Source organism: Streptomyces sp. NPDC056144 (genome assembly GCF_042264145.1).
Taxonomy (GTDB): domain Bacteria; phylum Actinomycetota; class Actinomycetes; order Streptomycetales; family Streptomycetaceae; genus Streptomyces.
The window spans coordinates 165,906-187,061 of record NZ_JBHJVF010000010.1 but is presented as its reverse complement, the minus strand read 5'-3'; the positions used below and the strand labels follow the sequence as shown (position 1 = coordinate 187,061).

General features: G+C 73.4%; 16 protein-coding genes. 11 read left to right on the top strand and 5 right to left on the bottom strand.

Going from position 1 to position 21,156, the window contains the following annotated elements; all coding sequences use genetic code 11:
* Nucleotides 1-34: 34 nt before the first annotated feature.
* Complete coding sequence (locus ACFC0Z_RS27050; RefSeq protein ID WP_376442981.1) at nucleotides 35-1,753, bottom strand: DUF5691 domain-containing protein; 1,719 nt, start codon at nucleotides 1,751-1,753, stop codon at nucleotides 35-37.
* Nucleotides 1,750-3,153 carry an SWIM zinc finger family protein gene (locus ACFC0Z_RS27045; protein ID WP_376442978.1) on the bottom strand — a complete coding sequence of 468 codons (1,404 nt, stop codon included), beginning with the start codon at nucleotides 3,151-3,153 and terminating at the stop codon, nucleotides 1,750-1,752. The genes ACFC0Z_RS27050 and ACFC0Z_RS27045 overlap by 4 nt, the downstream gene beginning before the upstream one ends.
* A 138-nt stretch (nucleotides 3,154-3,291) precedes the next feature.
* Between ACFC0Z_RS27045 and ACFC0Z_RS27040 the strand changes: the two genes are divergently transcribed.
* The 5 genes from ACFC0Z_RS27040 to sucD all read left to right on the top strand — a co-directional run bounded on the left by ACFC0Z_RS27040 (nucleotide 3,292) and on the right by sucD (nucleotide 10,413).
* Nucleotides 3,292-4,407: an AAA family ATPase gene (locus ACFC0Z_RS27040; RefSeq protein ID WP_376442976.1), complete on the top strand. Its 1,116-nt coding sequence runs from the start codon at nucleotides 3,292-3,294 to the stop codon at nucleotides 4,405-4,407.
* The gene (locus ACFC0Z_RS27035) at nucleotides 4,404-6,788 is read left to right on the top strand and encodes a DUF5682 family protein (RefSeq protein WP_376442973.1); all 2,385 of its coding nucleotides are present in this window, start codon (nucleotides 4,404-4,406) and stop codon (nucleotides 6,786-6,788) included. The genes ACFC0Z_RS27040 and ACFC0Z_RS27035 overlap by 4 nt, the downstream gene beginning before the upstream one ends.
* Complete coding sequence (locus ACFC0Z_RS27030) at nucleotides 6,785-7,930, top strand: VWA domain-containing protein (RefSeq protein WP_376442971.1); 1,146 nt, start codon at nucleotides 6,785-6,787, stop codon at nucleotides 7,928-7,930. The genes ACFC0Z_RS27035 and ACFC0Z_RS27030 overlap by 4 nt, the downstream gene beginning before the upstream one ends.
* 398 nt (nucleotides 7,931-8,328) lie before the next feature.
* On the top strand, nucleotides 8,329-9,507 hold the full coding sequence (sucC, locus tag ACFC0Z_RS27025) for an ADP-forming succinate--CoA ligase subunit beta (protein WP_376442968.1): 1,179 nt from the start codon (nucleotides 8,329-8,331) through the stop codon (nucleotides 9,505-9,507).
* Nucleotides 9,508-9,528: 21 nt separating this feature from the next.
* Entirely contained in the window at nucleotides 9,529-10,413 is an 885-nt protein-coding gene (sucD, locus tag ACFC0Z_RS27020; protein ID WP_200426104.1) for a succinate--CoA ligase subunit alpha, read from the top strand.
* Nucleotides 10,414-10,525: 112 nt separating this feature from the next.
* Here sucD and ACFC0Z_RS27015 read toward each other — a convergent pair whose 3' ends face one another.
* On the bottom strand, nucleotides 10,526-11,896 hold the full coding sequence (locus ACFC0Z_RS27015) for a helix-turn-helix domain-containing protein (RefSeq protein ID WP_376442965.1): 1,371 nt from the start codon (nucleotides 11,894-11,896) through the stop codon (nucleotides 10,526-10,528).
* A 120-nt stretch (nucleotides 11,897-12,016) separates the two neighbouring features.
* Between ACFC0Z_RS27015 and ACFC0Z_RS27010 the strand changes: the two genes are divergently transcribed.
* On the top strand, nucleotides 12,017-13,618 hold the full coding sequence (locus ACFC0Z_RS27010) for a DUF6350 family protein (RefSeq protein ID WP_376442962.1): 1,602 nt from the start codon (nucleotides 12,017-12,019) through the stop codon (nucleotides 13,616-13,618).
* A 7-nt stretch (nucleotides 13,619-13,625) separates the two neighbouring features.
* Here the strand turns inward: ACFC0Z_RS27010 and ACFC0Z_RS27005 are convergent, their stop codons facing one another.
* Complete coding sequence (locus ACFC0Z_RS27005) at nucleotides 13,626-14,474, bottom strand: hypothetical protein (protein ID WP_376442959.1); 849 nt, start codon at nucleotides 14,472-14,474, stop codon at nucleotides 13,626-13,628.
* 219 nt (nucleotides 14,475-14,693) lie between these two features.
* On the opposite strand from ACFC0Z_RS27005, the gene purN reads away from it, so the two are divergent.
* From purN to ACFC0Z_RS26990, 3 genes are all read left to right on the top strand, one after another.
* A complete protein-coding gene (gene purN, locus ACFC0Z_RS27000) occupies nucleotides 14,694-15,335 on the top strand; it encodes a phosphoribosylglycinamide formyltransferase (protein ID WP_376442956.1) in 642 nt (213 codons plus the stop codon).
* Nucleotides 15,310-16,875, top strand: coding sequence for a bifunctional phosphoribosylaminoimidazolecarboxamide formyltransferase/IMP cyclohydrolase (gene purH, locus ACFC0Z_RS26995; protein ID WP_376442954.1), 1,566 nt, complete (start codon nucleotides 15,310-15,312; stop codon nucleotides 16,873-16,875). The genes purN and purH overlap by 26 nt, the downstream gene beginning before the upstream one ends.
* Nucleotides 16,876-17,038: 163 nt before the next feature.
* Nucleotides 17,039-18,472: a DUF2079 domain-containing protein gene (locus ACFC0Z_RS26990; RefSeq protein WP_376442951.1), complete on the top strand. Its 1,434-nt coding sequence runs from the start codon at nucleotides 17,039-17,041 to the stop codon at nucleotides 18,470-18,472.
* 89 nt (nucleotides 18,473-18,561) lie between these two features.
* On the opposite strand, the gene ACFC0Z_RS26985 is transcribed toward ACFC0Z_RS26990, so the two are convergent.
* Nucleotides 18,562-19,281: an RDD family protein gene (locus tag ACFC0Z_RS26985; protein ID WP_376442948.1), complete on the bottom strand. Its 720-nt coding sequence runs from the start codon at nucleotides 19,279-19,281 to the stop codon at nucleotides 18,562-18,564.
* Between the two features lie 257 nt (nucleotides 19,282-19,538).
* Between ACFC0Z_RS26985 and ACFC0Z_RS26980 the strand changes: the two genes are divergently transcribed.
* Nucleotides 19,539-20,399 carry a bifunctional methylenetetrahydrofolate dehydrogenase/methenyltetrahydrofolate cyclohydrolase gene (locus tag ACFC0Z_RS26980; protein WP_376442945.1) on the top strand — a complete coding sequence of 287 codons (861 nt, stop codon included), beginning with the start codon at nucleotides 19,539-19,541 and terminating at the stop codon, nucleotides 20,397-20,399.
* Between the two features lie 19 nt (nucleotides 20,400-20,418).
* On the top strand, nucleotides 20,419-20,829 hold the full coding sequence (locus tag ACFC0Z_RS26975) for a DUF3017 domain-containing protein (protein WP_376442943.1): 411 nt from the start codon (nucleotides 20,419-20,421) through the stop codon (nucleotides 20,827-20,829).
* Nucleotides 20,830-21,156: the final 327 nt, after the last annotated feature.

The window sequence follows — 21,156 nt, the reverse complement described above, 5'->3', positions numbered from 1 at the left end:
AGGGCCCTTCGTCATGTCCCGGTCGTACCGGATCTCAACCGCTCGCCTCGCCCAGTTCGGCGCGCATCGCCGCGCGCAGCCGCAGGGTGGAGACCAGGCGCTGGAAGGCCTCGGCCCAGTAGCCGCCGGCGCCGGGCACGGCGTCCTGTTCCTCCTCGGGAACCGCCGTCAGGGAGTCGAGGCCGGCCGCCGCCTCCGGGTCGAGGCAGCGCTCCGCGAGCCCCATCACCCCGCTGAAGCTCCACGGATAACTGCCCGCGTCCCGCGCGAAGTCGAGGGCGTCGATCACCGCCGCGCCCAGCGGTCTCGCCCACGGGACGGCACAGACACCGAGCAGCTGGAACGCCTCCGACAGGCCGTGGGCGGCGACGAACGCGGCCACCCAGCGGGCCCGTTCGTCCGCCGGGATCGTCGCGAGGAGCTGGGCGCGCTCGGCCAGTGAGGACGTGCCGGGCCCCGTCGCCGGCGGGGCCGCCGGGTCGCCGAGCAGCGCGCGCGACCAGGCCGCGTCCCGCTGCCGTACCGCCGCCCGGCACCAGGCGGCGTGCAGCTCGTCCTGCCAGTCGTCGGTGACCGGCAGCGCCACGATCTCCTCCGGGGTCCGGCCCCCGAACCGGGCCGGCCAGCAGGAGAGCGGCGCCGCCTCGACGAGCTGGCCGAGCCACCAGGAACGCTCGCCGCGCCCCGTCGGCGGGGTCGGGACGATGCCGTCCCGCTGCATCGACGCGTCGCACTCGTGCGGCGCCTCGACGGTGACGGCGGGCTCGTCGGCCGTTCTGTCGAGGCCGACACAGGTAGCGGCCCGGCCCGCCATCCGCCCGGCGAGGGCCGAGCCGGGCAGGGCGGAGAGCAGTTCGGCGGCGATGGAGCGGACGTTGCGGCTGCGGTCGGCGAGGGTCGCCTCCAGGAACTCCTCGTCCGCGTCGGAGAGTCCCGTACGCAGCGAGTCCACGAACATCAGCCGGTCCTCCGCCCGCTCGGCGGACCAGGTGGAGGCGAGGAGGGCGAGTCCGGCGGCCGGGTCCTCGGTACGAAGCGACACGAGCAGCGCGACCCGCTCGGCGAAAAGCCCCTCGTCCCACAGGGCCCCGACGGCCTCGGCGTCCTCCGGGGCCGGGAGCCTGCCGCCCGCGCCCCGCAGGGCGAACCGCCACTCGGGGTTGAACCCGGCCAGCCACAGGCCGCGCGGCCCGGCGAACCGGAGTGCCTGGGGCCGCAGGTCGGTCCGGGCCCTGGCCGCGTCGAGGAGGGCGGGCAGGGCGGAGGGTGGCGCCTTGTAGCCACGCTCGTTGGCGAGTGCCAGCCATTGGGGGAGCAGTTCGGTGAGGTCCGGTGCCGCGCCGCGCCGCCCTGCCGGCGAGGGCGCGGCCCGCCCGGCGAGCAGGTGGTCGAGACGCTTCCGCGCGGCGTCGGGCAGGGGGCGGCGCGGGTCCTCCGGCGAGGGCTCCGGCAGTGGAGCGGCGGCCCCCGGGCGCAGGCCCGCCCTGCGCCGTACGGCGTGCAGCGCGGCGGCGTCGAGCAGGGCGCGGGCGGTTTCCGCGCCTGTGCCTGTGCCTGTGCCTGCGCCCGTGGCCGTGGCCTTGCCCGTACCCGTACCTGTGTCTGGTGTTGCGTCGTCCGTCGGGGCGGCGAGGCCGGTGGGCGGGCGGCGGTCCGTGCCGAGGAGCGCGGAGGTGACGAGCTCCTCCCAGGCATGGTGGGCCGCGTCGTTCGTGGGCGCGAGGGGGTTCACCGCAGTCCTCCGATCCGTCATATGAGGGGCACCGTCTCGGTGGGCACCTCCGCCGACCAGGCGGAGAGCGGGGTGAAGCCCCGGTGCCCGCACTCCCCGAACACCGTCACCGGCGCGCCGCCCGACAGGGCGACGAGACGCCAGAGGCCGGGCCGGTTCTGGGCGGCGGCGGTCAGCGGCAGCGCCTCGTGGCCGTCGGAGTCCGCGAGCTGCCAGCCGTACTCCGCCCGTGTCGGCACGACCTGGCTCAGCGTCACGGGCCAGGAGTCCAGCCACGGGTCCTCGCCCAGCGCCCGCCCGTACGCACCGAGGGCCGCGGCCACCGGGCCGCCCGGCGGCGGGGAGGCGGGGGCGTCGACCGGCACGAAGTCCCCGGCCGGCTCCACGCGGAGTCTGCCCGCGCCCGTGTACGGCGTGACCTCGCCGTCCAGCAGGGCGCCCACCGGCAGGGCCAGGCCGGGCGCCCGGCCGGCGGCGCCGAAGGAGAGGAGGAGCACCGTCCGGCCGCTCCCCGAGCCGTACAGCCAGACGCGCCGGGTGGTCAGCCGGGCGTCGGCCGTGTCGTACCGCGCGAGGACCAGCCACTGGTCGCGCACCGGCGTGCCGTCGGCGGGGGCGGTGAGGCCGACACGGGTGCGGACGGTCGTGGCGAGGGCGGCGGGCAACCGGTCGGCCGTGAGCCACGCCTGGTCGAGGAGGTGTGTCAGCGCGCACTCCTCCAGGAGGCGCACGGGCCAGTCCGGGCCCGAACCCGGGATCGCGCCCAGCTCCCTGACCCGGGCGGCGAGCCCCGGCGCCTGGGCGTCGACCATGCGGGCCGCGGTCTCCTCCCACAGCCCGTGCCCCGCCTGCTCGGTGGCCGCGAGACCGCCGCGCACCAAGTCCGCGAGGCGCTGTTCGAGCTCCCGCGCGCCCGCCGTGATCCGCGCCGCCCGCCGCTCGGCCCGCCGCCGCGCGGCCTCGGGGTCGGCGGAGGCCCCGGGCGGAGTGGTGCCCGCCGTTCCGTGCGCGCGCGGAAGAGGGGGGAGGGGAACGGAGGCGAGAGGTGCCCCGGGGCGCCGGGTCACGGCGTCCCCGTTCCCCCGCAGCCTTCTGAGCCGCAGCTCCGCCCAGGTCGGAGGGGTGCCGGCCGTGACCGCGGACTCGTCGGTCGCCTGGAGCAGCAGGAGGCCGAGGGCATGCTTGCACGGGGACTTCCGGCTGGGGCAGCTGCAGCCGTACGCCGGGACCCCGGTGTCGACCACCGTCTCGTACCGTCGGGGGCCGTCGCCTCCGCACAACCCCCAGACGGCACCCCCGCCGTGACCCGTCGACGTCCACGGTCCGGCCGTGCCCAGCCTGCTTCCCGCGCTGCGCGACGCCTCGTCAGGAGCCAGTGTCAGCACCTGTTCCGCCGTCCGGCGCACCCCCATGGCATTCATGTCCTCGACCGTAGACGCCCTCACTGACAAAGTCTCCGGCCGGAGTTATCCACAGGCCTGACCAGGGGCATGTCCCGATGTCAGTGGGATGGTGCACCGTGGATGGCACAGCAGGTCGAACGATCTGGAGGGGGAGTCATGTCCGTGCACGAAACCGTCGCGGCGGCCGTCGCCGCCGAGGCCCTGAGGCCGCATGCCGAGCACGCCTTCGCGGGCGAACTGGCCGCGCTGGCCGCCGTCGACGACCGCCCGCGCCCCGCCCGCTGGCGTCTCTCGCCCTGGGCCGTCGCCATCTACCTCCAAGGCGGGACGCTTTCCGACGGGACGGTGATCACCCCCAAGTACGTGGGGCCCCGCCGCATCGTCGAGGTCGCCGTCACCACCCTCGCCACCGACCGGGCGCTCCTGCTCCTCGGCGTGCCCGGCACCGCCAAGACCTGGCTCTCGGAGCACCTCGCCGCCGCCGTCAGCGGCGACTCGACCCTCCTCGTCCAGGGCACCGCGGGCACGCCCGAGGAGTCCGTGCGGTACGGGTGGAACTACGCGCGGCTCCTCGCGGAGGGCCCCAGCCGCGAGGCCCTCGTGCCGAGTCCGGTGATGCGGGCGATGGAGCGGGGCATGACGGCCCGGGTCGAGGAGCTGACCCGTATGCCCGCCGACGTGCAGGACGGCCTCATCACGATCCTCTCCGAGAAGACCCTGCCCGTCCCCGAGCTCGGCGAGGAGGTGCAGGCCGTCCCCGGTTTCAACCTGATCGCCACGGCCAACGACCGCGACCGGGGGGTCAACGAACTCTCCAGTGCGCTGCGCCGCCGCTTCAACACGGTCGTGCTGCCGCTGCCCGCGACGGCCGAGGCCGAGGTCGACATCGTCGCCCGGCGCGTCGACCAGATCGGGCGCGCCCTCGCGCTGCCGGCCGTTCCGGAGGGCGCTGAGGAGATCCGCCGGGTGGTCACCGTCTTCCGCGAGCTGCGGGACGGGGTCACCACGGACGGGCGGACGAAGGTCAAGTCCCCCTCGGGGACGCTCTCCACGGCCGAGGCGATCTCCGTCGTCACGGGCGGCCTGGCGCTCGCCGCCCACTTCGGCGACGGGGTCCTGCGGCCCGGGGACGTCGCCGCGGGCATCCTCGGCGCGGTCGTCCGCGATCCGACGGCGGACCGGGTCGTCTGGCAGGAGTATCTGGAGACGGTGGTCAGAGAGCGGGACGGATGGAAGGACTTCTACCGGGCCTGCCGGGAGGTGAGCTCATGACGTCCACGACGACCGGCGCGTGCGCGTGGCCGCTGCTGCTCGGGGTGCGGCATCACGGGCCCGGTTCCGCGCGGGGCGTGCGGGACGCGCTGGAGGCGGCGCGGCCGGACGTCGTCCTCGTCGAGGGGCCGGCCGAGGCCGACGCCCTGGTGGAGCTCGCCGGTGACGCGGCCATGCGGCCCCCCGTCGCGCTGCTCGCGCACGCCGTCGACGACCCCGGGCGGGCCGCGTTCTGGCCGATGGCCGACTTCTCGCCCGAGTGGGTCGCGATCCGCTGGGCGCTCGACCGGGGCGCCGCCGTGCGGTTCATCGACCTGCCGGCGGCCCACACCCTCGCCGCCGCGGACCCCACCTGGGGCGACGAGGAGGAGGCCGAGGGCGGGCCGCCGACGGACGCGCCGCTCGACCCGCTCGTTCCGCGCGGCGCGTTCGATCCTCTCGCCGAGCTCGCCAGGGCCGCCGGACACGACGACCCCGAGCGGTGGTGGGAGGACGTCGTCGAACTGCGTGGCGGCGGCGACCCGTTCGCGCCCTTCGAGGCCCTCGGCGAGGCGATGGCCGCGCTGCGGGAGGCGTACGGGAACGGCGGGCATCCCCGCGACGGCGTCCGCGAGGCGCACATGCGGCTCCGGCTGCGGGCCGCCCGCAAGGAGTTCGGCGACGGGATCGCCGTCGTCTGCGGCGCCTGGCACGTCCCCGCGCTCGCCCGGCGGACCACCGTCGCCGCCGACCGGGCGCTGCTCAGGGGCCTGCCCAAGGTGAAGACCGAGATGACCTGGGTCCCCTGGACCCACCGCAGGCTCGCCCGCCGCTCCGGGTACGGGGCGGGTGTCGAGGCGCCCGGCTGGTACGGGCACCTGTTCGCCGCGCCCGACCGTCCCGTCGAGCGCTGGATGACGAAGGTCGCGGGGCTCCTCAGGGCGGAGGAGCACCCCGTCTCCTCGGCCCACGTCATCGAGGCGGTACGGCTCGCCGAGACGCTCGCCGTGCTGCGCGGCCGGCCGCTCCCGGGGCTCGACGAGACGACGGACGCCGTCCGCGCGGTCCTGTGCGAGGGGGCCGACCTGCCGCTCACCCTCGTCCGGGACCGCCTGGTCGTCGGCGACGTCCTCGGAGAGGTCCCGGCCGGTGCCCCCGCCGTCCCCCTCCAGCGGGACCTGAGCCGTCTTCAGCGCACCCTGAGGCTCAAGCCCGAGGCGCGGGAGCGGGAGCTCGACCTCGACCTCCGCAAGGAGACGGACGCGGCCCGCAGCCGCCTGCTGCACCGGCTGCGACTGCTCGGCGTCGACTGGGGCGTGCCGGAGGCCGGGCGGGCCGGTACGGGCACCTTCCGTGAGGTGTGGCGGCTGTGCTGGGAGCCCGAACTGCACGTCCAGGTGGCCGAGGCCGGTGTGTGGGGCACCACCGTCGAGGCCGCCGCCACCGCGAGGACCGAGTCCCGGGCCCTGGCCGTGACCGCGCTCCCCGACATCACCGCCCTCGCCGAGCAGTGCCTGCTCGCGGGGCTGGGCGACGCGCTCACCGTCGTCATGCGGGCCCTCGCCGACCGTGCCGCGCTCGACACGGACGTCGCCCATCTCGCCCAGGCCCTCCCGGCCCTCGCCCGCGCGTTGCGGTACGGCGACGTCCGCGCGACCGACACGGCCGCCCTCGCCGAGGTCGCCGCGGGCCTCGCCGAGCGCATCTGCGTCGGCCTCCCGCCCGCCTGCGCGGGCCTCGACGTGGACGCGGCGGCGGCGATGCGCGACCGCCTCGACGAGATCCACACCGCGATAGGCCTCCTGCCCGCGCCCGCCGGGACCCGCACGGGACCCGGCACCGGCACCTCCACCGGCTCCGACACCGGTACCGAAGGCGAGGCCGAGGGTGACTCCGGGCTCGTCGGGCGGTGGATCGGGGTGCTGCGGCGGCTCGCCGGCTGGGAGCGGGTGGCCGGCGGGCTGCGGGGCCGGGCGGTGCGGATCCTGCTCGACGAGGGACGGATCGGCGAGGCCGAGGCCGCGCCGTACATGAGCCGGGCCCTCTCGGTCGGTACGCCGCCGGCGGAGGCCGCCGCCTGGATCGACGGGTTCGTCGGCGGCAGCGGCGGCGGGCTGCTGCTCGTGCACGACGAGCGGCTGCTCGGGCTCGTCGACGCCTGGCTCACCTCCGTACCGCCCGAGGCGTTCATCGACGTCCTGCCGCTGCTGCGGCGGACCTTCTCCGGGTACGAGCCCGGCGTCCGCAGGACCCTCGGCGAGCTCGTCGCCCGTGGCCCCGAGGCCGGACGGCGGGTCGCGCTCGGAGGCGTACCGGGCTTCGGCGACGGGATCGACTCCGAGCGGGCGGACGGCGTTCTGCCGCTTCTCCATCTCATCCTCGGCACGGAGGCACGCGTATGAGCACCGACGACGAGCGGCTGCGGCGGTGGAGGCTGGTCCTCGGGGGAGAGGCGGCCGACGGCACCGGACGCGGGCTCACCGGCACCGACGCCGGTGTCGACCGTGCCCTCTCCGCGCTCTACGACCGGCCCGCGCCCGTCCCCGGCACCCGGGGCCGCACCGGAGGGCTCGGGGCCTCCGCGCCCTCCGTCGCCCGCTGGCTCGGCGACATCCGGAGGTACTTCCCCAGCTCGGTCGTCCAGGTCATGCAGCGCGACGCCATCGACCGCCTCGGCCTCGCCACGCTCCTCCTGGAACCGGAGATGCTGGAGGCCGTCGAGCCCGACGTCCACCTCGTCGGCACCCTCCTCTCCCTCGACAGGGCGATGCCGGAGAAGACCAGGGAGACCGCGCGGGCCGTCGTGCGGAAGGTCGTCGCGGAGCTGGAGAGGCGCCTCGCCGGCCGGACCCGCGCCACGCTCACCGGCGCCCTCGACCGCTCCGCCCGGATCAGCCGCCCCCGCCACGGGGACATCGACTGGGACCGCACCATCCGCGCCAACCTCAAGCACTACCTGCCCGAGTACCGCACGGTCGTCCCCGAGCGGCTCGTCGGCCACGGCCGTTCCGCACGGGCGGTCCGCAAGGAGGTCGTCCTCTGCGTCGACCAGTCCGGCTCCATGGCCGCCTCCGTCGTCCACGCCGCCGTCTTCGGGGCCGTCCTCGCCTCGATGCGCTCCCTCGCCACCCGGCTCGTCGTCTTCGACACCTCCGTCGTCGACCTCACCGACCGCATCCACGACCCCGTCGACGTCCTCTTCGGCACCCGCCTCGGCGGCGGCACCGACATCAACCGCGCCCTCGCCTACTGCCAGTCCCGGATCACCCGCCCCGCCGACACCGTCCTCGTCCTCATCAGCGACCTGTACGAGGGAGGCATCCGCGACGAGATGGTGAAGCGGGTCGCGGCGATGAAGGCCTCCGGCGTCCAGTTCGTGACCCTGCTCGCGCTCTCCGACGAGGGTGCGCCCGCCTATGACCGCGACCACGCGGCGGCGCTCGCCGCGCTCGGCGCCCCCGCCTTCGCCTGCACCCCCGACCACTTCCCGGAGATCATGGCCGCCGCCCTGGAGCGCCGCCCGCTCCCGATACCCGAGGCGTAGGGCGGCGTGCGGAATCCGTAGCCGCGGCACCACCCGCTTGGCCGCTCCGGGGCCGATTGAGGCCCATATCACATCGACCTCGGAGGGGCCCTCACCCCGGCCCCCGGCGTGCCGTGAGGGGGCGGGAGGCCAGTCCCCGCCTGCCGCGCGGCGCGCACACCCCCTCATGTCGGCCCCTACGGAGCGACCCTTGCCCCCTACAACCTGTGACCCGTATCACCGCTCTGTTGTGATCTGCGATTTAGGGACCTAGGTCCCTCGGGGATAACCTGCGAGACGGACATGCCGCGTCCACGGTCACCGTGTACGCCTCCCTTGTGACAGCGCAGTCACGTTGCCCTCCGCGGCACGCCCACGCAGACAACGAACCGCGATCATCAGAAAAGGGACGGACTGGCGTGGACCTGTTCGAGTACCAGGCGAGGGACCTCTTCGCCAAGCACGGTGTACCGGTGCTGGCCGGTGAAGTCATCGACACGCCCGAGGCGGCGCGCGAGGCCACCGAGCGTCTTGGCGGCAAGTCCGTCGTCAAGGCCCAGGTGAAGGTCGGTGGCCGCGGCAAGGCCGGCGGCGTCAAGCTGGCCGCCGACCCGGACGAGGCCGTCGCCCGCGCGACGGACATCCTCGGGATGGACATCAAGGGCCACACGGTCCACAAGGTGATGATCGCCGAGCTGTCCCCGGAGATCGAGGCCGAGTACTACGTCTCGTACCTCCTCGACCGCACCAACCGCACCTTCCTGGCCATGGCCTCGGTGCAGGGCGGCATGGACATCGAGGAGGTCGCGGAGAAGACCCCCGAGGCCCTCGCGAAGGTCCCGGTCAACGCCGTCGACGGCGTCGACATCGAGAAGGCCCGCGAGATCGTCGCCCTGGCGAAGTTCCCGGCCGACGTGGCCGAGGGCGTCGCCGAGGCCCTGGTCACCCTGTGGAAGACCTTCGTCGCCGAGGACGCCCTCCTCGTCGAGGTCAACCCGCTGGTCAAGACCAAGGACGGCCGCATCCTGGCCCTCGACGGCAAGGTGTCTCTCGACGAGAACGCCGACTTCCGTCAGCCGGAGCACGAGGCGCTCGAGGACAAGGCCGCAGCCAACCCGCTCGAGGCTGCCGCCAAGGCCAAGGGCCTCAACTACGTCAAGCTCGACGGCGAGGTCGGCATCATCGGCAACGGCGCCGGCCTGGTCATGTCGACCCTGGACGTCGTCGCGTACGCCGGTGAGAACCACGGCGGCGTGAAGCCGGCCAACTTCCTCGACATCGGTGGCGGCGCGTCCGCCGAGGTCATGGCGAACGGCCTGGAGATCATCCTGGGCGACCCGGACGTCAAGTCCGTCTTCGTCAACGTCTTCGGTGGCATCACCGCCTGTGACGAGGTCGCCAACGGCATCGTCCAGGCCCTGGAGCTCCTCGCCTCCAAGGGTGAAGAGGTCACCAAGCCGCTGGTCGTGCGCCTTGACGGCAACAACGCGGAGCTGGGTCGCAAGATCCTGTCCGACGCCAACCACCCGCTCGTGCAGCGCGTGGACACCATGGACGGCGCGGCCGACAAGGCCGCCGAGCTCGCGGCTGCGAAGTAAGGGACAGGGGAAACCACAGCCATGGCTATCTTCCTCAACAAGGACAGCAAGGTCATCGTCCAGGGCATGACCGGTGCCACGGGCATGAAGCACACCAAGCTCATGCTGGGTGACGGCACCAACATCGTCGGCGGCGTGAACCCGCGCAAGGCCGGCACGACCGTCGACTTCGACGGCACCGAGGTCCCGGTCTTCGGCTCCGTCGCCGAGGCGATGAAGGAGACCGGCGCCAACGTCTCGGTCCTCTTCGTGCCGCCGGCCTTCGCGAAGGCCGCCGTCGTCGAGGCGATCGACGCGGAGATCCCCCTCGCCGTCGTCATCACCGAGGGCATCGCCGTCCACGACTCCGCCGCCTTCTGGGCGTACGCGCAGGCGAAGGGCAACAAGACCCGCATCATCGGCCCGAACTGCCCCGGTCTCATCACCCCGGGCCAGTCCAACGCCGGCATCATCCCGGGCGACATCACGAAGCCGGGCCGCATCGGCCTGGTCTCGAAGTCCGGCACGCTGACGTACCAGATGATGTACGAGCTCCGTGACATCGGCTTCTCCTCCGCCGTCGGCATCGGTGGCGACCCGGTCATCGGCACCACGCACATCGACGCCCTCGCGGCGTTCGAGGCGGACCCCGACACCGACCTGATCGTCATGATCGGCGAGATCGGCGGCGACGCCGAGGAGCGTGCGGCCGACTTCATCAAGGCCAACGTCACCAAGCCGGTCGTCGGCTACGTCGCGGGCTTCACCGCGCCCGAGGGCAAGACCATGGGCCACGCCGGCGCCATCGTCTCCGGCTCCTCCGGCACCGCCCAGGCGAAGAAGGAGGCCCTCGAGGCCGCGGGCGTCAAGGTCGGCAAGACGCCGACCGAGACGGCCAAGCTGGCGCGCGCGATCCTCGCGGGCTGAACCCAGCAGCTGAGGCGGTAGCCGAAGCAGTACGCGAGTGGGCCCCGCCCCTCCCGGGAAACCGGGCGGGGGCGGGGCCCACTCGCGTACTGGCCGCCAGGCGGCCACTCGGCTATTCGGCCGACGGGACCAGGCGCTCCGGGCCCGGGTTCGGCTCCGAGCGGAGCTTGTCGCGGAGCACGACGTCCTCGGGTCCGAGCTTCTGCGAGCCGCCGCGCACGGGCACGCCGTTGACGGTCGAGCCCGGGGCGATGTCCGGGATGTACTGGGTGGGCGCGGTCGCCGCCGTGATGGCCGTGACACAGATCAGGGCGGCCGTCGCCCCCAGCGCCGTCCGTGTCCACCGGCGGCTGCGCTGCTCGCTGCCCGTCCTGACCGTCCGCGCCGCGGGGAGGGTCGCCGTCGGCGCCTCGGAGACCAGTGCGTGCAGCCGCTGGTGCAGCGCCTCCGGATCGGCGAGTTCCGGGATTCGGTCGCCGATGACCGTCCGGGCGTAGATCACCCGGTTGGCGGCGGCGGGGGTGCTCGCCTCCGTCTCGGCCGCCGTGTCCGGCAGGTCGAGGCCGAGGCCGTCGTAGAGCAGGACGGTACGGCGGTAGGGCGGCGGCAGTTCGAGCAGCGCCGTGAGCAGCGCCCGGCGGCCCGCCTCGGTCGGCGGCGAGTCGGGGTGCTTGTGGGCGCGCCGGAACCGGTGCCAGGGGGAGAGGGCGTACTCGTACGCCGCCGCCCGCACCCAGCCCACCGGGTCCGCGTCGACGGCGACCTCGGGCCAGTGCTCCCAGGCGTGGTGGAAGGCGTGCTCGACGGACTCCCGGGAGAGCCGGCGACGCCCGGTGAGCAGGTACGTCTGGTGCACGAGGCCGGGCGCGGCGTGCGCGTACAGCGCGTCGAAGGCCTCGGCCGGGGTGAGGCCGGGGTCGTCGGGAAGCCAGCGGGGCCGGAGTGTGGTCACGGATGCCGGTACGGGCATGGGCGCGGGCGTCGGTCTGTCCGATGCCGTCGACTCCGGTACGGGTTTCAGGCGTTCCTGGGCCTTCGGCGGCCTGGCGGCGCGCTTGACCGCGGCCTTGGGCCGGACGTTGGCCTGAGCGGTGGGAACGGCGGACACGGCCTTGGACGCCGAGACGGGCGCTGACGCGGACACGGGTGCGGGTGCGGACGCCGCAGCGGACTTCACCGGCTGCACCGGCTTCGCCGACTTCACCGGCTTCGCGGGCTTCGTGGACCTCACGGGCTGCGTCGCGCCCGGCGCGGCGACCTCCTCGCAGGTGCCGAGCAGCTTCGCGTACGCCTCGCGCTTGCGGCCCCTCGGCGCCGAGCGCCCGGTCTCCCAGGCCTTGACCGTGGCCTTCGTGACGCCCATGGCCTCGGCGACCTGCTCCTCGCTCAGGGCGAGAGCCTCACGCAACCTGCGCCGCTCCTTCGGTGTCGGGAGGGCGACGGCTGATGCGGGAGATGCGGAATCCGTGGTGCTCCGGCTCATCGGCGTCGACCTCCCGCAGAGCTGCTATGGGCGGAAAAGTACATAAACGTATCTTGAGCGACACAGCGGAGGTTTGCCTGTTACGCGGCTTAAGCGCGTGTCGTTGGCAGCATGGCCCCCGTGACCCATCTGACCGATCACCCCTTGGTCCAGGGCGGCCGTTCCGCCGCCCTGGCAACCGCCTGCGTCCGGGGCGCGGTGGCCGCCGGGCTTGGTCTCGGCGCCCTCGCCGTCCTGGTGATCGCGGCCTGGATCAGCTCCCCGCACGCCGACGGCGGCCCCGGCGGGGCCCTGCACGTCGCCGCCGGGCTCTGGCTCCTCGCCCACGGCGTCGACCTGATCCGTACGGACACCGTCTCCGGCCTGCCCGCGCCGCTCGGCATCGTGCCGATGCTCCTCACCGCGCTGCCCGTCTGGCTCCTCCACCGGGCCGCCCGCGACACCCTCGACCCGGGCGACGACCTCGACCGGCCGCGCCCGTCCGCGGGCGGCGCGGTCGCCGCCGTCGCCGGGGGATACCTGCTGGTCGCGGCCGTCGCCGTGGTCTACAGCGAGAGCGGTCCGCTGCCCGCCGGCCTGATCACCGCCGGGGTCTGGCTGCCCGCCGTCGTCGTCGGCGCGGCGGGCGCGGGCGTCTGGACGGCGCTCGGTCACCCGCTGCCCGGTCAGCGGCAGGCCGCCGCCGCCCTGCGCGCGGCGGGGATCGGGCTCGTGACGCTGTGCGGCGGGGGCGCGGTCGTCGCCGCCGTCTCGCTCGCCTGGCACGCGGGCGAGGCCCAGACCGCCTTCGACGCCCTCACGGGGGAGTGGTCGGGCCGGATCGCGGTCCTGCTGCTCGCCCTCGCGCTGCTGCCGAACATGGCCGTGTGGGGAGCCGCGTACGGACTCGGGCCCGGGTTCGCCCTCGGCACGGGCGCGCTCGCCACCCCGCTCGGCGTCGCGGGCGACCCGGCCGTGCCGCCCTTCCCGCTGCTGGCCGCGCTGCCCGACACCGCGCGCGGTACCTGGACGCACTGGGCCGCCGCCGCGGTCCCGCTGGCCGCCGCGCTGTTCCTCGGGTGGCATGTGGGGCGCACGGCACGGGGGTGGCCGGTCAAGGACACCGTCCTGACGGCCCTGGCGGCCGCCGGCGGCTGCGGGGCGGCCGTCGCCGTCCTCGCGGGCGCGGCCGGCGGCCCGCTCGGCTCGGGGCGGCTCTCCGCCTTCGGGCCGGTGTGGTGGCAGGTGGGCGCGGCGACCGTGCTGTGGGGCGCCTGTTTCGGGGTTCCGGCGGCCTTGGGCGTACGGGCCTGGGGGCGCCGCTCCCTCCGCCCGAAGCCCCTGCCGGCCTCCGTGCCCGCACCCGCACCCGTGCCCGTGCCCGCCCCTGCGGCGGTGTCGGTACCGGCGCCCGTCCCCGTATCCGTATCCGCGCAGGCCTCGGAGACGACGACGGCGGCCGCGCCCGCACCCGCGCTCGCGGACGGGGGCGACGAGAAGCCGGAGGCGGTTGCCGAGAAGGCCGACCCGAGCGAGAAGAAGGCCGAGAGGAAGGCCGAGAGGAAGGCCGAGAAGACGGCCGAGACGACGGAAAAGGGCCCGGACGCCGGTACCCGTACCGACGCCGAGCCCTTCGTCCCGGCGGCCCCCGCCGCGATCGACCTCGACGACGACCCCGGCTACGAGCCCTACGACTACCTCCCGGCGGCCTGGGAGTCCTCCCCGCCGCCGGACCGGCCCTGAAGGCTTCCTACTCCCGGACCCCGAAGCCGTCGCGGAGCGGCTTCGGCAGGAGGTCGTTGCAGGCGAGTTCGCCCGCGTGGGTCAGCGCGTCGTCGCGGCACTCGTAGAAGTCCTTGTAGACGAGCTGCATGGTGAAGCCGACCGCGACGATCATCAGGGCCACGCTCGCCGCGACCAGGCCGCTGATCGCGGCCGTCCGCATCGAGCGGAGCGGCGAGGGGGCGCCGGGGCCGGCCGCACCCGGACCGGCCGCACCGCGTCCGGCCGTCGCACCGGCTCCCGCCGGGGCGCCGGTCGCCGGGCCGGGGCCCGCGGGCCCCGCGGGGCCCTCCGTAGAGGTCGCCGTCCCACCCGTTCCCTGTGATGTCGGCGACACTCCCTCGGCCTCGCGCGGCTTCGACCGCAGCGAGCTGATGCCCCAGTAGAGCGCCAGCGCGCCCAGCAGCAGCGCCAGCTCGGGGATCGAGAAGATGGCGAAGAAGAAGGCCCACATGCCCGCGAGGATCGCGTACCGCGCGCGCCGCTGGGCCGGGTCCGTCGGGTCCCAGCGCATCGCGGGCCCGCGCCCGGGACCGTCCTGACCGGGTCCGCCCGGGCCCCCCTCGGGGCCCTCGCGGGACGGTCCGCGACCGAAGCCGTCGCGGGAAGGGCCTGGCTGGCGAGGGCTCCAGCGGCCGTCGGACGGTCCCGACGAGTCCGGGGAGCCGGAAGGGGAGCCGGACGGGGAGCCGGCGTCGGAGCCGGACGTGTCGTCGCCCGAGCCCTCCGGTCGCCGCGGCTGCCACGGCTGATCCGGCCGGCCCTCGGGCGGCGGCGCGAACGGGTTGTTGTCGTCCGTGGACTGGCGTTCCGGCATCTGCTGAACGTCTTCCCTCTGTCGTCGTGACCGCGGCCGCACCCACGGCCCCTGCTGGCGTCGGACCCTGACGCTACCGCCCAGCTCCGCCCCCGTCCCGTGGGGGCCGTCCGGAGTGCCGGTATCGTTGCTGACGGTCGAGCCATTCGTAGGGTTCCCCGTATCGAGCGACACGATTCGTTCGTACGACCGCACAAACACCACGGAAAGAGTGACTGAGTGGCTGCCGCCCGCCATGCCGCCCGCCTCGTCGTCCTGGTCTCCGGGTCCGGTACGAATCTGCAGGCCCTCCTCGACGCCATCGCCGCCGACCCGGACGGGTACGGCGCCGAGGTCGTCGCCGTGGGTGCGGACCGTGACGACATCGTCGGTCTGGAGCGCGCCGAGCGCGCCGGGATCCCCACCTACGTCTGCCGCGTCAAGGACCACGCCTCCCGCGAGGAGTGGGACCGCGCCCTGACCGAGGCCACCGCCGCCCACGAGCCGGACCTCGTCGTCTCCGCCGGTTTCATGAAGATCGTCGGCAAGGAGTTCCTCGCCCGCTTCGGCGGCCGGGTCGTCAACACCCACCCGGCCCTTCTCCCCAGTTTTCCCGGTGCCCACGGGGTGCGTGACGCCCTCGCCTACGGCGCGAAGGTCACCGGGTGCACCGTCCACTTCGTCGACGACGGTGTCGACACCGGCCCGATCATCGCCCAGGGCGTGGTCGAGGTGCGGGACGAGGACGATGAAGCCGCTCTGCACGAGCGCATCAAGGAAGTCGAGCGCTCGCTGCTCGTCGACGTCGTGGGGCGCCTCGCCCGGCACGGCTATCGCATTGAGGGACGAAAGGTTCATGTCGGTGAACACGGACACGGTTAAGCCCATCCGCCGCGCGCTGGTCAGCGTCTACGACAAGACGGGTCTGGAGGAGCTGGCCCGCGGTCTGCACGAGGCCGGCGTCGAGCTCGTCTCCACCGGTTCCACCGCCGGCAAGATCGCCGCCGCGGGCGTGCCGGTCACCAAGGTCGAGGAGCTCACCGGCTTCCCCGAGTGCCTCGACGGCCGCGTGAAGACCCTCCACCCGCGCGTGCACGCCGGCATCCTCGCCGACCTGCGCCTGGAGTCGCACCGCGAGCAGCTCGCCGAGCTCGGCGTGGAGCCCTTCGACCTCGTCGTCGTGAACCTCTACCCGTTCCGCGAGACCGTCGCCTCCGGCGCCACCCCGGACGAGTGCGTCGAGCAGATCGACATCGGCGGCCCGTCGATGGTCCGCGCCGCCGCCAAGAACCACCCGTCGGTCGCGATCGTCACCAGCCCGGAGCGGTACGCCGACGTCCTCGCGGCCGTCAAGGCGGGCGGCTTCGACCTGACCGCCCGCAAGCGTCTCGCGGGCGAGGCCTTCCAGCACACCGCCGCGTACGACGTGGCCGTGGCCTCCTGGTTCGCCGACGACTACGCGGCCGCCGACGACTCCGGCTTCCCCGACTTCCTGGGCGCCACGTACGCGCGCCAGAACGTGCTCCGCTACGGCGAGAACCCGCACCAGGGTGCCGCGCTGTACGTGGACGGCACGGGCGGCCTCGCCGAGGCCGAGCAGCTGCACGGCAAGGAGATGTCGTACAACAACTACACGGACACCGACGCCGCGCGCCGGGCCGCGTACGACCACACCGAGCCCTGCGTCGCGATCATCAAGCACGCCAACCCGTGCGGCATCGCGATCGGCGCCGACGTCGCCGAGGCCCACCGCAAGGCGCACGCCTGCGACCCGCTGTCCGCGTTCGGCGGCGTCATCGCCGTCAACCGCCCGGTGACGGTCGAGCTGGCCGAGCAGGTCGCCGAGATCTTCACCGAGGTCATCGTGGCCCCCGGCTACGAGGACGGCGCGGTCGAGATCCTCGCCAAGAAGAAGAACATCCGCGTCCTGAAGGCCGACGGCGCCCCGGCCAACCCGGTCGAGGTCAAGCCGATCGACGGCGGTGCCCTCCTCCAGGTCACCGACCGTCTCCAGGCCGACGGCGACGACCCGGCCAACTGGACCCTCGCGACCGGCGAGGCCCTCTCCGCCGAGGAGCTCGCCGAGCTCTCCTTCGCCTGGAAGGCCTGCCGCGCGGTCAAGTCCAACGCGATCCTGCTCTCCAAGGACGGCGCCTCGGTCGGCGTCGGCATGGGCCAGGTCAACCGCGTCGACTCCGCCAAGCTCGCCGTCGAGCGCGCGGGCGAGGAGCGGGCGGCCGGCTCGTACGCCGCCTCCGACGCCTTCTTCCCCTTCCCCGACGGCCTGGAGATCCTCACCGCGGCCGGCGTGAAGGCGGTCGTGCAGCCGGGCGGCTCGATGCGTGACGAGCTGGTCGTCGAGGCCGCGAGGAAGGCCGGCGTGACGATGTACTTCACCGGTACGCGCCACTTCTTCCACTGAGCGTGACCGCCGCGGGGCCCCTCCTCAGGAGGGGCCCCGCGGTGTCTCCGCGGCCTCCGCTGGGAAGCTCGGCCGATCGGGTGGACTCTGGTCTAATGGGTTGCTCTTTTGTCGGCCGCAGGCAGCACAGACAGCGCGGGCAGCGCAGGTAGTGGGAGTCGTGGTGTTGGACGTACTGAACAGACCCGCCGCGGAATCCGCCGAGACGGAGCCGTCCGACGGGCTCTCTCCGGCGCCGATACGTCCGTACGTGATCGTCGCGGTCGTCCTCTGCGGCCTGTACTTCCTCTACTCCTGGGTGCAGTACACGCACTTCCGCACCCCGTCCTGGGACCTCGGCATCTTCGGGGAGTCGGTCAGGGCGTACGCCGAGTTCCGCGCCCCGGTCGTCGACATCAAGGGCCCCGGCTTCCCCATACTCGGCGACCACTTCAGCCCGGTCACCGCGCTCCTCGCGCCGCTGTACTGGATCTGGCCCTCGCCGGTCTCGCTGCTCTTCGGCCAGGCCGCGCTGTTCGCCGCCTCGGCCGTCGTCGTCGGCCGCACCGCCCAGCAGGTCCTGGGCAGCAAGGCCGTCGGAATCGGTCTGACGGTCGCGTACGGGCTGTCCTGGGGGCTCCAGGAGGCCGTGAAGTCCGACTTCCACGAGATCGCCTTCGCCGTCCCGCTGCTCGCCCTGACCTGCCGGGCCCTGATCCTCGGGCGGTGGACGGCGGCCGCCGCCTGGTCCGCGCCGCTCGTCCTCGTCAAGGAGGACATGGGGCTCACCGTCGCCATGGTCGGCGCGGTCCTCTTCCTCAAGGGACAGAAGAAGCTGGGCGCCGCCCTCGCGGCCTTCGGCGTCGGCGCCTTCGCCCTCACGGTCCTCGTCCTGATCCCGGCGGCGAGCAAGCTCGGCCAGTACGACTACTGGTCCAAGATCGAGAAGACCGGCCAGGGCGCCGACACCTCTTTCGGGCAGGTGATCGTGGACGCCCTCGGCTCCGGCGAGCGCTGGGAGATGGTCCTCTTCCTGCTCGCCATCACCGGCTTCCTCGCCCTGCGCTCCCCGCTGATCCTCCTCGTCCTGCCGACCCTCGGCTGGCGCTTCCTCTCCCAGGACCCCAACCACTGGGGCATGCACTGGCACTACAGCGCGATCCTCATGCCGATCGTCTTCCTGGCCCTCGTGGACGCGGTCCGGTCGGTGCGCACGTCCCCGCACGCCTGGCTCGCCGCGTACGGGAAGGTCGTCGTCCCGGTCGCCACGGCGGTCGCGCTCGTCCTCGCCGTGAACCTCCCGCTGCGCGAGCTGACCAAGCCGGAGACGTACCGCACGGACACCCGGGCGGAGCAGGCGCGGGCGGCGGTCGACGCCGTCCCGGAGGGGGTCAGTGTCGAGGCCGACGTCTCGCTCCTCGCGCACCTCACGGCGGACCACCGGGTCTACTGGGTCGGCACCTCGAAGGGCGCCACGCCGGACTACCTCGCCTTCGACCTGCGTGGATGGTCGCAGCAGGTCACGGATCCGGAACAGCTGGCTTCGCAATTGCATCCGGAAGCCACGTACAAGATCACGCACCGCTCGGACGGTTTCGCGGTGCTCAAGAGGGTGTGACCCGGAGGCCGGGAAGGAAAAGGCCGAAGGCCGTCCGGCGAGGTGCCGGACGGCCTTCGGAGGGGCGGGGGAAGACCCCCGCCGAAGCGTTACTTCTTGATGACGATCGTGCCGGCGGCACGGTCGTGCCAGCCCTGGAGCTTGCCCGAGTTGTCGAAGAACGGGGACAGGTAGACCAGGAGCTGGCCGATGCCGCAGGCGAGCGCGCCGGCCATCGGGATGATCCAGCGGATGAAGCCGCCGCCGACGCCGGGCTTGCCACCCGTGGCCTCCTTGACGACGCGCAGGCCCACGGCCATCTTGCCGAGGGTGGCGCCGACGAAGGCGATCATCAGCCACTCGTAGAGCATCGTGGCGATGAACAGCAGGAAGAGGAAGCCGAAGAAGGCGGCGAGGAGGCCACCGGCGGCGGCCGCCTGCTCGTTCACACAGTCCGAGTACGCCTGGGTCATCGGGTCGTACGAGGAGCAGTCGTCGATGGTCTCGGCGGCGCCGACGATGCCCGCCGCGCCGACCATCGTCAGGATCCAGTAGATGGCGCCGATGGCGACGGCGTCGATCAGGCGGGCGGCGAAACGCAGACCCATCGAGCCGACCTTGACGGTGCCGAGACCGTGCAGGTTGATGTAGCCGTTGTTGGCCTGGAGGGTGCCCGGGGCCGGCGGGTACGCGCCCGGCTGCTGCTGCGGGTAGCCGTAGCCCTGCTGCGGCGGCACGCCCTGCGGGGCCTGCTGCGGGTAGCCGTAACCGGGCTGCTGGCCCTGGCCCTGCGGCTGGCCGTAGGGGTTGTTCGAGTCGCCGAAGCTCATCGGGGAGTTCCTCCGTGGTTTTCCGTGCGGGGACGTCGCGGAACGTCACGGACGGGCGCGGAGGAGTTGCATGCATCTGAGCGGATGTCCCCCCGGCACTTTCCGCGGTTCTGCGCGGTCATCGTCGTCGTACCGCCGACTTCTTGTCCAGTCGGTATGCGAGGGAGTTGTGCAAGTGCAATCTTTCGCTCCGTATGACGAGCCGTCCGATGACGGCGAATTGGAACAAGGCGGGGGTCATCCGGGAGGATGTCTCCATGAGCGCCCAGATTCTCGATGGCAAGGCCACCGCAGCCGCGATCAAGTCCGATCTGACCGTCCGTGTGGCGGCCCTCAAGGAGCGGGGCATCACCCCCGGACTGGGCACGGTCCTGGTCGGCGACGACCCGGCCAGCCGGAAGTACGTGGCGGGCAAGCACCGTGACTGTGCCGAGGTGGGCATCGCGTCCATCCAGCGCGAACTCCCCGACACCGCCACCCAGGAGGAGATCGAGGCGGTCGTACGGGAGCTCAACGAGGACCCGTCCTGCACCGGTTACATCGTCCAACTCCCGCTGCCCAAGGGCATCGACGAGAACCGCGTCCTGGAGCTGATGGACCCGCTCAAGGACGCGGACGGCCTGCACCCGACCAACCTCGGGCGTCTCGTGCTCAACGAGCCCGCCCCGCTGCCCTGCACCCCCAACGGCGTCATCACGCTGCTCCGCGCCCACGGCGTGGAGATCAACGGGGCCGAGGTCGTGGTCGTCGGACGCGGTGTCACCATCGGCCGCCCGATGCCGCTCATCCTCACCCGCCGCTCCGAGAACGCGACGGTGACCCAGTGCCACACCGGCACCCGTGACCTCTCCGCCCACCTGCGGAACGCCGACATCATCGTCGCGGCCGCCGGTGTCCCGCACCTGATCAAGCCGGAGGACGTGAAGCCGGGCGCGGCCGTCCTCGACGTCGGCGTCTCGCGCAACGCCGAGGGCAAGATCCTCGGCGACGTCCACCCCGGTGTCGCCGAGGTGGCCGGCTGGATCTCCCCGAACCCCGGTGGGGTCGGCCCGATGACCCGCGCCCAGCTCCTCGTGAACGTCGTCGAGGCCGCCGAGCGCGCGGCCGAGGCCCTCTGAAGTCCGAGGGTCTGAGGACATGGCCTCGAAGCGGGCGGACCGGCGGCCGCCCACCGTCACCACCGACACCGCGCGCCCCGAGGGCGGCGGCCGGGCGGCGCCCGGCGACGCCTCCGCGCCCGCGCGTCAGTGGCCGCTGCTGACCGTGCTCGTGATCGCGGGCGTCGGTCTCGTCATCGTGGGGACCGACCTGTTCTGGCAGTCCTTCCGGATCGGCACGATCATGGTCGGGGCGGCGCTGCTCCTCGGCGCCGTGCTGCGCCGGGTGCTGCCGAAGGCGGGCATGCTGGCCGTACGGTCCCGGTTCACGGACGTGATCACGTACGGGATCATGGGGAGCCTGATCGTGCTGCTCGCGCTCATGGTGCAGCCGGGGCCCTGGGTGCGGATTCCGTTCCTCGAGGACATCCTGCACCTCACGGTGACGTAGCCGACCGCGTGTGCGACAACGCCCGCCCTCTCCCCCGTGGGAGGGCGGGCGTTGCCGTCCTTAAGGGTCATGTACGCGCCAATCATGATCAAGCTCCGTAGACCCGCTGTGGCATGGAGGTGACCATTCCGCCACGTCGTCTCCGCATCCGTGGCGCGACTTCCCCCATCTCCCCGTCCTGGCTCGGGCGGGTGGCAGTGAGCCGGACCACAAGGGGTAGGAGGTCGGCAGGGGTCAGGGTCCGATAGCCTGACCGCTGGATATCTCTTCATGTCGAGACACCGATCGATCAAAGGGCTATCCAGATTCTGGGGCAGGGACCCCCAC